Consider the following 15104-nt stretch of genomic DNA (forward strand, 5'->3'; position numbering starts at 1 on the left):
TGTCTTTTCTTAGGAATACGATTCATCCTAGCCATAAACCGATACATAAGCTTTTGTAATACTAAAAATCAGGTAAATACCGCCTAAAAGTAATTCCCAATTTTTGGGGAGATAGCCTATAAACAGGTTTTAAAACTTTTTGAATATTCCTTATCTTACTACTTTATTTTTGTTTTGATAAAGCCAAACATTATGATAATACAACAAAATATGAAGCGGTTAATGTGTTTTTTAGTAGGAATATCAACCTTATTTTCTTTTCAGACAAGTAAGCCCCATACAACTCGACCCAATATTATTGTGGTGTATTTTGACGACATGGGATATGGCGACCTCGGTAGAACAGGGGCTATGGGGTATACAACGCCTCACCTCGATCAAATGGCCAAAGATGGGCTATTCTTTTCTCATTTTTATTCTCCACAAGCCGTTTGTACTGCTTCGAGGGCTGGTTTACTTACGGGGTGTTATCCCAATCGCCTTGGATTTAGTGGGGCCTTTGATCATACCGCCAAAATGGGTTTGAATCCTGAAGAGGAAACAATTGCTGAAGTTCTCAAAAAACAAGGCTATGCCACTGCGGCTTATGGCAAATGGCACTTGGGGCATTTGCCTCAATTTTTACCTACCAAAAATGGCTTTGACGAATATTATGGTATCCCGTATTCGCACGATATGTGGCCTAATCACCCTGTTACCAAAAACTATTATCCAGCTTTGCCACTTTTTGAAAACGAAAAGGTTATTGCTACTAATCCCGACCCAAGCCAGTTTACGACGCAGTTTACTGAAAAAACAATCAATTTTATTCAAAAAAATAAAGACAAACCCTTTTTTGTATACTTGGCTCATCCAATGCCTCATGTACCGCTTTTTGTTTCAGATAAGTTTAAAGGTAAGTCACAACAAGGACTATTTGGCGATGTTTTGATGGAATTAGACTGGAGTATCGGACAAATTCGCCAAACCTTAGCCAATTTGAAACTTGACGATAATACCCTCGTTATTGTGACATCCGACAATGGCCCTTGGTTCAACTACGGAAATCATGCTGGAAGTACGGGAGGGTTTCGAGAAGGAAAAGGTACAACATGGGAAGGTGGGCAGCGTGTACCGTGCCTGATGACATGGAAAGGCGTGATTCCTGAAGGAGTAGTTTGTAACAATATTTCATCGGCACTTGATATATTACCTACTTTGGCCGAAGTTACGGGGGCTGAGCTTCCCAAACGCAAAATTGATGGCGTAAGTTTGTGGAAATTGCTCAATGGTGATTTTAAGGATAACCCAAGAGATACATTTCTGTACTATTATCGCCGCAACAACCTAGAGGCCGTTCGGCATGGTAAATGGAAATTGGTATTTCCGCATCCTGGGCGTACGTACGAAGGTTTTACTCCAGGCAAAGACGGCCAACCAGGAGGTGTAAATGAAAATTTTAATGTTCAAGGAGGTTTATACGACCTCAGCCGTGACCCCGGCGAACGATATAATGTACAATTTGATTTTCCTGAAGTAACTAAATTGCTGATGAAAATTGCAGAAGATGCTCGTGAGGATTTGGGCGATGAACTAACGGGTAAACAAGGCAAAAACCGAAGAGCAATAGGTAAAGCAGAGTAAACAAAAGAAAAGGTAAGGCTGTTTTTTGCCAAAAATAGTACTCAGAATCAGGCTTTTATGTAAGATAATAAAAATTTTAGGATAGTTTTTGCCTGTAGTTTAATTGGCTCAATGAATTTTACTATTACAAAAATTTGAACAGTTGCTATTGACAGGCCTTAAATCAAGAAAAATAGTATATTCCCGTTGTACAATAGTATTATCGGCGAGGTTTGGAGATAGTACCATAAAAAACTCAATCGTACTAAGAGTATAATTATTGAAAAGCTTACTTCTTTTAGAAAACAATAAAAGTAAATTGAATTCTGTGAAAAGAACATTTCTGCAAATTAACCCTACCGATAATGTATTGGTAGCTCTTACCGACTTAAAAAAGGGAGATAGTGTCGAGTTTAATGGTAAAACTATCGTTTTACAAGATGATATAGCGGCAAAGCATAAGTTTTTGATAGAACCACTCAAGCAAGGCGATGAAGTAACGATGTATGGGGTGTTGGTAGGAAAAGCTCAAATGGATATTCCAGAGGGGGGGCTTATTCATACTTTCAACCTCAAGCACGCTTCCGAACCTTTTCAAGGAAAGCTCAAGGATTATGCTTGGACAGCCCCAGATGTTAGCAAATGGCAAAACCGTACTTTTATGGGCTATCATCGTAGCGATGGCCAAGTGGGTACACAAAACTACTGGTTGGTTATTCCATTGGTTTTTTGCGAAAATCGCAATATCAATATCATGAAGCAGGCTTTTTTGAAAGAATTAGGCTATGCCCAGCCCGATATGTACCAAGACCAAGTTCATTCGCTACTTGATGCTTTTCAAAAGGGAGCTTCTGTCGATGACTTAAAAAATTTCCAATTTGGTCAGAAAAAATCTGATTATACACAAAATCGGATTTTCAAAAATGTAGATGGTATCAAGTTTTTGACCCATGAAAGTGGTTGTGGCGAAAACAAAGATGATTCAGAAAATCTTTGTCGCTTATTGGCGGGCTATTGTATCAATCCCAATGTAGCAGGTATTACGGTATTGAGTTTGGGCTGTCAGCATTCACAAGTAAGTATTTTGAAAGATGCAATTACTCAATTCTCGCCTAATTTTGACAAACCCCTGTATATCTTTGAGCAACAACAAGATTCAGGCTCGGGCGAATCAAAAATGTTGTCGGAGGCTATTCGCCAAACATTTTTAGGATTACTCGAAATCAATCAGATAGAACGTCAGCCTGCTCCACTTAGTCAATTAAAAGTAGGGGTAAAATGTGGTGGCTCTGATGGCTTTTCGGGTATTTCGGCCAACCCTGCGATTGGCCATACCGCCGACCTTGTGGTAGCTTTGGGCGGTCAGGTAATGATTGCCGAATTTCCAGAACTTTGTGGGGTAGAACAAGAGTTACAAAACCGCTCGGTAACTGCCGAAGTAGCCAATAATTTTGGCTATTTAATGAACGAATACGCCCGCCGTGCCGAAGCCGTAGGAGCTGGCTTTGATATGAACCCTTCGCCAGGCAACATCAAAGACGGCTTGATTACCGATGCTATCAAATCGGCAGGAGCAGCCAAAAAAGCAGGGACATCGCCAGTAGTCGATGCTTTGGGTTATGGACAATACGCTACCAAGCAGGGCTTAAATTTGGTTTGTACGCCTGGCAACGACGTTTTGGCTACAACGGGTATGGCTGGTGCAGGTGCTACTATTCAGCTATTTACTACGGGCTTAGGTACACCAACAGGAAACCCTATTTGCCCAATGGTAAAATTGGCAACTAATACAATACTGGCTAAAAAATTACCCGAAATTATAGATATTGACTGCGGACCTATTATTGAGGGCGAAAAATCAGTAGAAGAGATGGGCGAGGAGGTTTTAGAATATATTATTGGGCTGGCTTCGGGCGAATACCAAACCAAAGCAATGGAGCTAGGACAAGATGATTTTATGTTCTGGCGTAGAGGTGTAAGCTTGTAGTGTTAAGGTTTACTCCATAGTCATTTTCCTATTGATAAGCACATTGATTCGCAAAAAGTTAAACTAGAAAAATAAAATGGGAAGTATTACAAAAACACTACTAATCATTGTATGCTCAATCATAAGCTTTGTGGGTATTTCTCAAAAAAGAAATAATTTCAAGGCCAAAGAGGTTTATAAATCAAAGGATTTGATTGTAACCCAGATTGCCCCTAATTCATTTGAACATGTATCTTTTTTACAAACCAATGATTTTGGGTATGTTCCTTGCAATGGCCTTATCGTGAGAAATAGCAATGAGGTAATTGTTTTTGATACGCCAACCAACAACAAAAGTGCAGAAGAGTTGATTAAATGGATACAGGAAACGTTGCACTGCAAAATTGATGCCATTATTCCAACGCATTTTCATGACGATTGTTTGGGAGGATTAAAGGCATTTGATGAAAGTAATATTCCTTCTTATGCTTATGTCAAGACCATTGAGCTAGCCAAAGCAAACAACTATGCTGTTCCTCAAAATAGCTTTAGCGACTCACTGGTTTTAAGAGTAGGTAAAGAATATATTGTTGCTAAGTTTTTTGGAGAAGGGTATACAAAAGATAATGTAGTAGGTTATTTCCCAAGCGAAAAGGTCATGTTTGGTGGTTGTTTAATCAAAGAATTGGATGCCAGCAAAGGCTATTTGGGCGATGCCAATCTTGCTGAATGGTCAAATACAGTAGAAAAAGTTAAACAATCGTACCCCCAAGTAAAGCTTATTATTCCGGGGCATGGAGCATACGGCAACCAAAAACTACTTGATTATACCATTAAGTTATTCAAGGTTCAGTAAAAGGAATTCTGTTATAAAGCGGTTTTTATCAATCATTCAATCAAGTTTATTATTTAGTAAACCATAAAAATATGTTTAGTCTTCAAGGAAAATCGGTAGTAATTACTGGTGGAGGGAGTGGTATAGGACGAGCAATCTCGGTATTGTTTGCTCAACAAGGGGCTTCTGTCAATATTATAGAGTTGAATGCCGACGCTGGAGCCGAAACTGTGGCCGAAATAATACAAGCAGGCGGGCAAGCTCAGGTATTTGCTTGTGATGTGTCTAATCAAGAGCAAGTAGCCTCTATTTTTCAAAGCATCGGACAAGTCCATATTTTGGTTAATAATGCTGGGATAGCTCACGTAGGGAATCTCGAAAAATGCAGTAGTACCGATTTTGAACGTGTTTTCAATGTCAATGTAAAAGGGGTTTATAATTGTTTGTTTGCGGCTATTCCACTCATGAAAAACAACGGTGGAGGGGTAATTCTTAATATGGCATCTATTGCCGCCTCGGTGGGTATTCCCGACAGATTTGCTTACTCTATGTCCAAAGGAGCAGTATTAACAATGACGCTGTCGATTGCCAAAGATTATATCAAAGACAATATCCGTTGTAATTGTATTTCGCCAGCACGAGTACATACGCCGTTTGTCGATGGTTTTATAGCCAAAAATTATCCTGGTCAAGAAGCCGAAATGTTTGAAAAATTATCAGCTACTCAGCCTATCGGGCGTATGGCCAAGCCTAGCGAAGTAGCTTCATTAGCTTTGTATTTGTGTTCGGACGAAGCTGGATTTATTACAGGAACAGATTATCCTATCGATGGTGGTTTTATTCGGTTAAATAACTAAATAATAGCATAAATTGGCGAATTAGCTTTCTTTTAAATGATTAATAGAATACTAAATTGACTAATTTTTGTAATAACAAAAGCAATATCAAACTCAAACAAACACTATGAAAAAGACCATATTTTCTTTATTTATGATTTTAATGACCATGTCATTTGTACAAGACAAACCTAAAAGAGTCATTTTCTTTGGCGATTCTATCACTCAGGCGGGTGTACAGCCCAATGGTTATATTACCAAAATAGGGGAGTTGTTAGAAAAAAACAACCAAAAAGCTGACTACGAATTGATTGGTGCTGGAATCGGGGGAAATAAGGTCTATGATTTGTATTTGCGTTTGGAGTCGGATGTGCTTGACAAAAAACCAGACATTGTGGTAATCTATGTGGGCGTAAATGACGTTTGGCATAAAGCTACTTCGGGTACAGGTACTGACCAAGATAAATTTGAAAAATTCTATCAGGCTATTATCAATAAAATAAAAGCCAACGGAGCTAAAATTATTCTTTGTACACCTGCTGTTATTGGTGAAAAAACCGATTTTAGCAATGCACAAGATGGTGATTTGAACCAATATTCAAATATTATCCGCAAAATCGCTCAAAAAAATGGCGTTCCTTTATGTGATTTAAGAAAAGCATTTTTTGTTTATAACATTGCCAATAACCCAAGCAACAAAGAATCAGGAATTTTAACAACCGACCGTGTGCATCTCAACGACATCGGCAACCAAACCGTAGCCGAATTGATGTTGTCGTTGATTATAAAACTATAAAAATAATCAGTTGGGATAACTAGAAATGTAAAAGAGTTAATTATCAGCCGTTTAGGTGTATTTTCTGTTTAGTAGCCCAATAAAAACAAATTAACGTGTTTATCTAACATGATAGCGGTACTGGCTATCGATTTAAAAGTAAAAACAAATGAAATTAATAAGATTCGGAGAAATAGGTAAAGAAAAACCAGGTGTTATCATCAACGAAAAACGCTACGATGTTTCGGCTTTTGGCGAAGACTACAACGAACAGTTTTTTGAAAACGATGGCCTTACTCGACTAGCTACTTGGCTAGCAAGCAATCAGGCAGCTTTACCAGAAGTTTCAGATGAAATTCGTTTGGGTTCATGCGTTGCTCGCCCTTCTAAAATTGTTTGTATAGGTCTTAATTTTGAAGACCACGCTCGCGAAACAGGAGCTGCTATTCCACAAGAACCCATTATTTTCTTTAAATCTACAACGGCTCTTTCTGGCCCCAACGACGACATTATTATTCCTCGAAATTCGGTAAAAACAGATTGGGAAGTAGAATTAGCTTTTGTAATTGGCAAAAAAGCCCAGTATGTCGACGAAGCCGATGCCCTCAACTACGTAGCAGGTTATTGCTTACACAATGATGTTTCGGAAAGAGAATTTCAAATTGAAAGAGGAGGTAACTGGAGTAAAGGAAAAGGTTGTGATACATTTGCCCCAATAGGCCCATTTTTAGCTACACAAGACGAAATAGAGAATGTGAATGAGTTAAAAATGTGGTTGACCGTCAATGGAAAAACATTTCAAAATAGTAGTACCAATCAGTTGATTTTCAAAATACCTACTTTGGTGTCGTATTTGAGTCAATTTATGACTCTATTACCAGGCGATATTATTTCGACAGGTACACCTCCAGGGGTTGGTTTAGGCTTTAATCCGCCTATTTATTTGAAAGAAGGCGATGTCGTAGAATTAGGAATTGACCAACTAGGTTCTTCTCGTCAGATAGCAAAAAATTGGACGAAAAATTAATCATCTCACCTTGGGTTTATTGAATTATAGGCTTTTAGTTTTATATTAACAAGGCAATTCTTACGTTTTGTAAAAAACTATCTAGTTATTCACTAAAATCAGTTAGTCTTATTAGGTACAAAACCTTGATTTGTCAGGGTCGAGGTTTTGTCGATAAGCCTATTATTCAATAATTACACAACAATATGAAAATAGATTCACATCAGCATTTTTGGAAGTACGACCCTATCAAACACAGTTGGATTAACGACGAAATGAAGGTTATCCAAAAAGACTTCCTGCCAAGTGACCTCGAACCAATTTTACTCAAACACAAATTTGATGGATGTGTGGCTGTTCAAGCCGACCAATCAGAAGCCGAAACGGATTTCTTGATAGATTTGGCTGAAAAAAATGACTTTATCAAAGGTGTTGTAGGCTGGGTCGACCTCATGGCCGACGATGTTTATGACCGCCTCGAACATTATGCTCAGTTCAAAAAAGTAAAAGGATTTCGGCATATTGTGCAGGGCGAAACAGACCCCGATTTTATGCTTAGACCCAAGTTTAAGGCAGGTATTACCGAATTAGGAGCGTATGATTTTACCTACGATATTCTGATTTATCATTACCAACTTGACCAAGCATTGCGGTTTGTGAAATTATTTCCAGAACAAAAATTTATACTCGACCATATTGCCAAACCCGATATTAAAAGCGGAGAATATGCCACATGGCAAACTGAAATTAAGAAATTAGCCTTGAATCAGAATGTTTATTGTAAGGTGTCGGGAATGGTTACAGAAGGCGAGTGGACAGGCTGGAAACCAAGCGATTTTAAAGTATATCTTGATACTGTTTTGAAGGCTTTTGGCCCTGAGCGTTTGATGTTCGGTTCTGACTGGCCTGTGTGCTTGGTGGCAGCCCAATACGACGAAATGTTACAAATTGTAACCGATTATATTGGTTCGCTGACCCACCTCGAACAACGAAAAATTATGGGCGAAACAGCCCAAAAAATTTATAATCTTTCATAACTCGTTATTTAACATGAATTTAGGATTAAAAGAAAAAGTCATTATTGTTACTGGTGGTGCCAAAGGTATTGGCGAAGGCATTTCGAGTGCCCTTGCTAGCGAAGGTGCGTATGTAGCCATTGTGGGCCGCAATGAAGCCGATAACCTCAAGACTATCGAAAGTATTCAGGCGGCTGGTGGCCATGCGTGGTCGTTTGTAGCTGAATTAACCAAGCCAGAAGCTTGTGAACAGGTAGTTGCTGAAGTAGTAAAAACTTTTGGCCGAATAGACGGCCTTGTCAATAATGCAGGTGTCAACGATGGTGTAGGTTTGGAAAGTGGTAATTACGAGCGTTTTGTACAGTCGTTGCACAGTAATTTAATCCATTATTATTTGTTGGCTCATCATGCTTTGCCTTATTTGAAAGAGTCGAAAGGGGCAATTGTCAATATCGGGTCAAAAACAGCCGAAACAGGACAGGGTGGTACTTCGGCTTATGCTGCTGCCAATGGTGGCCGCAACGCCCTTACCCGTGAATGGGCTGTCGAATTATTGCCATTTGGCATACGTGTCAATGCCGTTATTGTGGCCGAATGTTATACGCCATTGTACGACCGCTGGATAAAAACATTGCCAAATCCAGATGAAACGCTGGCTAAAATCAATGATAAAATTCCTTTGGGTAAACGAATGACTACCTCTCAAGAAATCGCTGATATGGTTGCTTTCTTGTTATCCAAACGTTCGAGCCATACTACAGGACAACTGATTCATGTAGATGGTGGATATGTACATTTAGATAGAGCTTTGTTGTAAGTTGGGTATTTTGATAGAAAAAAAGTGCGGAATTCTTGATATTCAGGAGGTTTTGCATTGAAAAGATAGTTGTTTAGATTCATTTTAAATAAAATGTAATTTTGTTTGGAGTCTTAATAGAAATAGCTTTATTTTGTGTTATTATTTTTATTGAGTCTAAATAGTAGACTATAGCATTTTGCAGTGAATCTTACTTCTAAAACTATAATTATTTTATTGCCCAAACTTACCTCTGAATTAGCCTGATGAGTCAAACCTCATCAGGTTTTTTATTGTTATAGTAGTATGTTAAAAATTGCCTATTCGCCCATATATCAACATCCATTGCCCGAAGGGCATCGTTTCCCGATGATTAAGTACGAACTTATTCCCGAGCAATTATTGTATGAAGGTACTTGTAGCCAAGACCAGTTTTTTGAGCCAAAGCCCGTCGACGAGGCATGGATTACCAGAACACACCAGCCTGCTTATTGGCAAGCTTTGAAGTCGCTGAGCCTTGACCCCAAAATGATTCGTCGAATAGGCTTTCCTTTGAATGAACAACTTGTATTACGAGAAACAATTATTACACAAGGTACGATTGACTGTACTCGGTTTGCCTTTGAGTCGGGGGTGTCGATGAATGTAGCAGGAGGAACACATCATGCTTATTCGGATAAAGGTGAAGGGTTTTGTTTGTTGAATGATGTTGCCGTAGCTAGTAATTATCTGATAGACAAAGGTTTGGCTAAAAAAATATTGGTAATAGACTTAGACGTACATCAAGGCAATGGTACTGCCGAAATATTTGCTAACGAACCTCGTGTTTTTACTTTTTCGATACATGGTAAAGAAAATTACCCTTTGCACAAGGAAATATCGGATTGGGATATTGAACTACCAACATACACCCAAGACGACGTTTATTTGAATATCTTGTATGATACTTTGCCTATATTATTCAAAAGAGTGAAGCCTGATTTCCTATTTTTTGTATCAGGAGTGGATATTCTTGCCAGCGACAAATTAGGCAAACTTTCGGTAAGTATGCAGGGCTGTTATAGACGAGACGAACTGGTGTTTGAATATGCCAAATCATACCAGTTACCTATTGTAGTTGCGATGGGAGGAGGGTATTCTCCTCGTATTGCCGACATTGTAGAGGCTCATTGTAATACCTTTCGTTTGGCTCAAAAAATGTATTTTTAGTAAAGTTTTGCTATTAGCAAACGAAGTAATTGGCTTGCTAATAGCCATTCAAAGAAAATAATGCCTTAGCATTTATTCTCTAAAATATTGAAGTTCCTCTTCGGTCATATTGCTAAGGACTTCTTTGGCATGTTGGTAGCCAATATGATATATTTCATCGAAGGCTTTCCAATTAAGAATACTAAATCGTTTGAGGTCGGGGTTAAAATACAAGTCGGTATATTTTTTAGTTTCGTTTTGGCGAGCATTGCTATACAAAACAGTGCTATTAAGAATAATCGACATTAACGATGGCACTCTATATTTTCGGTTTTCTTTACTATTGAGCTTATCTTTTAAAATTTCCCAACCAGAAGGCATTCGGTCGATAGTGAGTTTACGAGGTTTGTCGATATTCAAATCAACGCCAATAATTTTGGCAACCCCCATTTTGTTCATAATATCAGTAGGGAAATTATTAAACGTACCGCCATCTACCAGAAAATGTTCGCCATCGACTACAGGTGGAAATGCTCCAGGAATCGAACTACTAGCACGGAGGTATTTGGCCAAAGGGCCACGTGTATGCAGTTCTTCTCGGGCTTTGCTGTAGTTGCTAGAAACAGCATAAAAAGTAAGCCAAGTATCTTCTATCATCACATCTTTGCCAACACTTTTTCTAATAGACTCTCGTATCATTTTCTCTATTCTATTACCCTGAATCAGCGATACAAAAGGTAGCAGCGTATAGTCTTTAGTAGGATTGTCGATAGCTCCTTGGCGGGCATTATCTTTGGCTTTTTCAGGATTCACGCCTAGTGCAATCAGGGCGGCCATCATTGCTCCAACGCTAGTACCTCCAACAAAGTCAATCGCAATACCATATTCTTTTAGTGCTTGATAAATACCCAAATGAGCAAACCCTTTTGCTCCTCCGCCAGCCAAAACTAGCCCGATAGCTGTGCCGCTAATAATTCGGGCTAACCTTTGGAGTTCGGGAACCGTGTGCAAACGCACATGAAAATGCCTTTTTATGTTGCGAGGTTTTAGCCAAACCTCAGTATTACTCGGAATAATAGTGTTTTCGGGGTGCAATAAAATCAGGTTTGTAAATGCCCCAATACGGTGATTATTATCAAAAAGCTTTTTTTCCAAAATACTCGGTTCAGGCGACTCACTGGCCGATGCCAGTAAATAAATTTCATCGGCATTACGAATACAACGGCTGGTCCATTCGGTATCATTGGGGTCGCAGAGGTACACAAGTAAGTCGTGCTGATATTCTTGTTCGTCGAGCCATCGGCTTAGTTTTCGGTACAAAATAGTATCATTTTTGTTAGCTTGAGCCAAATGCTCGGTTTGGTGAATTTGATTTACAATTTCTGACGAGAGTAATAGGGTATTGCCTTTTTTCTGCAAATAAGGCAACAGTTGTGTTGCAAAATCAGATAAAAGGGTATCTGTCGAAACCCCAAATAAACAAATATTGACAGGCTTTTGGATATTTTTTTTAGGCGATTGCGAAAGCCTTAACCGATTGATAATAATCTTGGTTACGTTCATCGAAATAAGAGGATAGGCCTTAATAACCTCCTCAAAAATAGGCTTACTAAGCTTTACCAGTACGCTATCACGAATAGCCACAATACTTGCACCTCGTGGTTCGCCAGTAAACAACGCCATTTCCCCGACAGTTTCGCCACGTACAATCTCGCCAATGGTAACATATTCGTGGTCGGGTGTGGTAATAAAAGCCCTGAGGCGGCCACTAATAACAAAATAAAGTGAATCGTCGGGGTCATTTTGATGAAACAGAATTTCGCCACCAGATAATTCAATCCATTCTAGTTGGGGTTCTATAAGCGAAAGCATGGTCAAATCAAATTTGCCGAAAACATTGGTAAGGCTATTGATAAGTAACTCATGTTGATAATTTTGGACAAAAAAGGATTGGTGCATGTTTACACAGTTTTAAAGGTATTTCAAATGGTTTGTTGTGGAATGATAAACCAATTATGCAAGAATACCGAGTTTGGGGGTTTAAACCAACTTGGCTCTGTTAGTATTTACTTTTTAATTCTTCAATACGTTTTTGTTTTTCGCTATTTCGTGCAAGTTGGTTGGTTGGTGTAAAATAGCGATGAGATTCTAAAAAATGTACTTGTATTTGGTTCCAGTTGTTGGAGTTATCTATTTTGTCGAGGTTGTAGAGTTCTTGCCATAATGTCTGGGAAATAGCATAAAAATTATGGTCACCAAGATAGTCGAGGTCGGCATCACAAAGAATTTCGGCTAGCTGATTTTTGGGAGATTGTGGTATTTTGGTAGCCATAATAAGGGCTGTTATATGCTCAATTTGAGCGTCTGAAAAAGCAAAACTTGGTAAAATAGCTTGTACAATTTGGCAACTATGGTATTCGTGATTTTCGTGACTAATTAAAAAGCCTGCATCATGAAAATAAGCCGCTATTGATAACAGACTGAGTGTTTCGGCCTGCTCAACTCCTTCTGAATGGGCAATAGCAATGGCCCTATTGGCTACGGCAAGGGTGTGGCCGAAATGATGATAAGTTAACAAAGGAGAAAGCTCTTTTTCAAGCTTTTCCGAAATATACTGTATCGCAGCGTAGGTATTCATACTAATACTATTGAAAAGAGTTTTGGATTACTGGATATTCTGATGATATAGTATTGGTGTGGTTTGTTTAAGCAAATTTGGACTTACAAGGCTATATGAAAACAGCAAAAATGATACTCATAACTATTGGGTACTCCCAATTACCTATTTATCATCAACGAAATACATATCAATTTCGCCTTTATGCTTGGCCGTTATTTTGCCTCGATATTTACAATGGAAGCGGTTTTTGACTAGCTCATAGGTAGCTCCAGAAACATTGATTTTACCTACTTCGCTATTACTTTCCATACGAGATGCCGTATTAACGGTATCGCCCCAAATGTCATAAGCAAATTTTTTGACACCAACCACTCCCGCAATCAAAGGCCCCGAGTGAATTCCAATGCGTATTTCAAAAAAAGGTTTGTTGTTACTTTTGCGTTCATGCTCGCGGGCTTTCATAAAATCTCGAATTTCGACAGCCGCATGTACTACATCAAAGGGATGAGTTTGATTGGGGGCAGGAATCCCTCCAGCACACAAATAGGCATCGCCAATGGTTTTGATTTTTTCGATACCCTCGTATTTTTCGATAATGCGGTCGAAGCCCTTAAAACAAAAATCTATTTCTTCGATAAGCTCCTGTGTACTAAGTTGTTCGCTGATTTGGGTAAATCCCTTAAAATCTGTAAACATCACGGTGGCTTGTTCGTAGTCACGGGCTTGAGCTACGCCTTTTTCTTTGAGTTCTTCTACCAGTTCGTAAGGAAGAATATTGAGTAATAGCTCGTCGGAACGCTGTTTTTCTTGGGCAATAATAGCGTTTTTTTCGGCCAATTTCTGATTGCTTCTTTTCTTGTTAAAATACAAAAGCAATAATACCAGTACAAGCAACAAAATAGCCATTACTACCACTGTCATCAGTTTTTGAACTACCTTTTGCTTTTCCAACGCCAATTCTTGTAAAGCTTTTTCTTGTCGAAGAATCTTGATTTTGTCAGACTGAATGGCTAATTCTTTTTGCTTTTTTAGCAACATCGCTCGTTTTCGTAAAGTATCGTTGCTAAGGGCACTAATGGTTTGTAACGACAAGGCCACAGCCCCTTTCGACTGCTCAACTTCTTCGTTTTTTAAAGCCAATTCTTGTTTGCTTTTTTCTATTTCCTCTTTTTGTTTCTGTAGTTCTTCCTCTTCTTTTTTGATTTGTTCTTCTGCCAAAAGTTGTTGTCGTTGTAAGGCAACAATATCATTACCAATATGTTGGTTAGTTTCATTAAACAAACTGTTGGCTTTATTGCGGAGCTTTCGTTGTTGTGATTTATTGCCTAGCTTACCATTGATATTTGAAAGCTGAGCATAAGCAAAGGCCATTCCCTTTTTGTAATCGATACCTTGGGCAAGGGTAAGGGCTTGTTGAGCATACGTAAGTGCCTCGGGTAGGTTATTTTCTAGTTCAAATTCTTTAGAAATATTCAGCAAAATATCTGATTTAGTAATATCCTTGGTTTCGGTTTGTAGCCTGCTTTTCCAAAGCTCAATGGTTTTGTTTTGGGCATTTGCTGATAGCAATGCCGTACAAAATGTACAGATAAGAAGAATCGTTTTCATAAGTATTTGAAGTGTAAGTTAAATATAACAAAATGAATTTAAAATATAACAAAAGCTTATGGGGTTTTGTAAGGACAAGCTTAGTTTTGCCCAAACTTATTTGTTATAAAAGTGGGTAATAAATAATAGGCAGGTATTACCTTTTGGGCAAAGCAGGCAAATGACAGCATAACACATGCACACGTTGAGGAGTCCTCAATGACGACAACTGTTAAATAATTGACTATAAGCGGGTTTTGTGGTAGTTTTGTGTTGTGCCAGTACTTTACACCTATACTACTCAGTAGCTTTGGGTTGATGCCAGTGGTACAGAAAAATGAGAAGGAAAAATTGACGGTATGCTATTTTTAACAAATTGAAGAATCGGTAGGAGTAGTTTTATGAGATTTTCTTCGTTCAAAAACCACTGTTTTTTTGGGGCGACAGTCGTTTTTGAGGCCACATTGTAGTTGTAAATTGTGCTCAAAAAACTCAATAGCTCTTTGTACTTTTCTGTGATTGAGGGTTAAGAAATAAGGCTGACGGCCATTCTTTTGTATCAAACGAACGTCTAGTTTATAGATTGTCCCTTCTGGAAATTGAGAAAGAATTCGGGTAGCACAGCCAATCGTGAGGTCGGCAGGGATTGTTTGGCCATCAATCGTTTTGAGGCGTGGCCTACGAAGGCGACGGTCAAAGTACACTTTTGCAAAAACATCCAAGAAGACTTTCTTTTCTAGCTCGGGCATCTCAGAAATGAGCGAAAGTTGCATAATTAATGGCAGTTAATGGTGGTTATTGATGAATCAGGTAAAATTATACACAATTTTACAAATTTGAAATGTAAGTGGTATTTTTTATAAAAAATAAAGTCCGT

The 15104-nt window shown here is 38.6% G+C and carries 13 protein-coding genes; 9 read left to right on the forward strand and 4 right to left on the reverse strand.

The window, feature by feature from the left end; translation table 11 throughout:
- Window positions 1-210: 210 nt before the first annotated feature.
- From FLEMA_RS0107665 to FLEMA_RS0107705, 9 genes are all read left to right on the forward strand, one after another.
- Window positions 211-1623: a sulfatase family protein gene (locus tag FLEMA_RS0107665; protein ID WP_026994956.1), complete on the forward strand. Its 1413-nt coding sequence runs from the start codon at window positions 211-213 to the stop codon at window positions 1621-1623.
- A gap of 307 nt (window positions 1624-1930) precedes the next feature.
- Window positions 1931-3589: a UxaA family hydrolase gene (locus FLEMA_RS0107670; protein WP_026994957.1), complete on the forward strand. Its 1659-nt coding sequence runs from the start codon at window positions 1931-1933 to the stop codon at window positions 3587-3589.
- 76 nt (window positions 3590-3665) lie between these two features.
- Entirely contained in the window at window positions 3666-4424 is a 759-nt protein-coding gene (bla, locus tag FLEMA_RS0107675) for a subclass B1 metallo-beta-lactamase (protein WP_044171073.1), read from the forward strand.
- A 71-nt stretch (window positions 4425-4495) separates the two neighbouring features.
- Window positions 4496-5260, forward strand: coding sequence for an SDR family NAD(P)-dependent oxidoreductase (locus FLEMA_RS0107680; protein ID WP_026994959.1), 765 nt, complete (start codon window positions 4496-4498; stop codon window positions 5258-5260).
- 106 nt (window positions 5261-5366) lie between these two features.
- On the forward strand, window positions 5367-6035 hold the full coding sequence (locus FLEMA_RS0107685; RefSeq protein ID WP_026994960.1) for an SGNH/GDSL hydrolase family protein: 669 nt from the start codon (window positions 5367-5369) through the stop codon (window positions 6033-6035).
- A gap of 148 nt (window positions 6036-6183) precedes the next feature.
- On the forward strand, window positions 6184-7041 hold the full coding sequence (locus FLEMA_RS0107690; protein WP_026994961.1) for a fumarylacetoacetate hydrolase family protein: 858 nt from the start codon (window positions 6184-6186) through the stop codon (window positions 7039-7041).
- 185 nt (window positions 7042-7226) lie between these two features.
- On the forward strand, window positions 7227-8057 hold the full coding sequence (locus tag FLEMA_RS0107695; protein WP_026994962.1) for an amidohydrolase family protein: 831 nt from the start codon (window positions 7227-7229) through the stop codon (window positions 8055-8057).
- 13 nt (window positions 8058-8070) lie between these two features.
- Window positions 8071-8853, forward strand: coding sequence for an L-fucose dehydrogenase (locus FLEMA_RS0107700; RefSeq protein ID WP_026994963.1), 783 nt, complete (start codon window positions 8071-8073; stop codon window positions 8851-8853).
- Between the two features lie 285 nt (window positions 8854-9138).
- Window positions 9139-10041, forward strand: coding sequence for a histone deacetylase family protein (locus FLEMA_RS0107705; protein WP_026994964.1), 903 nt, complete (start codon window positions 9139-9141; stop codon window positions 10039-10041).
- 72 nt (window positions 10042-10113) lie between these two features.
- Here FLEMA_RS0107705 and FLEMA_RS0107710 read toward each other — a convergent pair whose 3' ends face one another.
- From FLEMA_RS0107710 to FLEMA_RS67885, 4 genes are all read right to left on the reverse strand, one after another.
- The gene (locus FLEMA_RS0107710) at window positions 10114-11979 is read right to left on the reverse strand and encodes a patatin-like phospholipase family protein (protein WP_026994965.1); all 1866 of its coding nucleotides are present in this window, start codon (window positions 11977-11979) and stop codon (window positions 10114-10116) included.
- Window positions 11980-12079: 100 nt separating this feature from the next.
- The gene (locus FLEMA_RS0107715) at window positions 12080-12658 is read right to left on the reverse strand and encodes an HD domain-containing protein (protein WP_026994966.1); all 579 of its coding nucleotides are present in this window, start codon (window positions 12656-12658) and stop codon (window positions 12080-12082) included.
- 144 nt (window positions 12659-12802) lie between these two features.
- Window positions 12803-14248: an adenylate/guanylate cyclase domain-containing protein gene (locus FLEMA_RS67880; protein ID WP_044171076.1), complete on the reverse strand. Its 1446-nt coding sequence runs from the start codon at window positions 14246-14248 to the stop codon at window positions 12803-12805.
- 347 nt (window positions 14249-14595) lie between these two features.
- On the reverse strand, window positions 14596-15000 hold the full coding sequence (locus tag FLEMA_RS67885; protein WP_174395948.1) for a hypothetical protein: 405 nt from the start codon (window positions 14998-15000) through the stop codon (window positions 14596-14598).
- Window positions 15001-15104 lie beyond the last annotated feature (104 nt).

This window comes from Flectobacillus major DSM 103 (genome assembly GCF_000427405.1).
Lineage (GTDB): Bacteria > Bacteroidota > Bacteroidia > Cytophagales > Spirosomataceae > Flectobacillus > Flectobacillus major.

Coding starts and splice junctions, on each gene's coding strand:
- FLEMA_RS67885 (WP_174395948.1), bottom strand. CDS start 15,000: ATGCAACTTTCGCTCATTTCTGAGATGCCCGAGCTAGAAAAGAAAGTC.
- FLEMA_RS0107685 (WP_026994960.1), top strand. CDS start 5,367: ATGAAAAAGACCATATTTTCTTTATTTATGATTTTAATGACCATGTCA.
- FLEMA_RS0107665 (WP_026994956.1), top strand. CDS start 211: ATGAAGCGGTTAATGTGTTTTTTAGTAGGAATATCAACCTTATTTTCT.
- FLEMA_RS0107710 (WP_026994965.1), bottom strand. CDS start 11,979: ATGCACCAATCCTTTTTTGTCCAAAATTATCAACATGAGTTACTTATC.
- FLEMA_RS67880 (WP_044171076.1), bottom strand. CDS start 14,248: ATGAAAACGATTCTTCTTATCTGTACATTTTGTACGGCATTGCTATCA.
- bla (WP_044171073.1), top strand. CDS start 3,666: ATGGGAAGTATTACAAAAACACTACTAATCATTGTATGCTCAATCATA.
- FLEMA_RS0107690 (WP_026994961.1), top strand. CDS start 6,184: ATGAAATTAATAAGATTCGGAGAAATAGGTAAAGAAAAACCAGGTGTT.
- FLEMA_RS0107695 (WP_026994962.1), top strand. CDS start 7,227: ATGAAAATAGATTCACATCAGCATTTTTGGAAGTACGACCCTATCAAA.
- FLEMA_RS0107715 (WP_026994966.1), bottom strand. CDS start 12,658: ATGAATACCTACGCTGCGATACAGTATATTTCGGAAAAGCTTGAAAAA.
- FLEMA_RS0107680 (WP_026994959.1), top strand. CDS start 4,496: ATGTTTAGTCTTCAAGGAAAATCGGTAGTAATTACTGGTGGAGGGAGT.
- FLEMA_RS0107705 (WP_026994964.1), top strand. CDS start 9,139: ATGTTAAAAATTGCCTATTCGCCCATATATCAACATCCATTGCCCGAA.
- FLEMA_RS0107700 (WP_026994963.1), top strand. CDS start 8,071: ATGAATTTAGGATTAAAAGAAAAAGTCATTATTGTTACTGGTGGTGCC.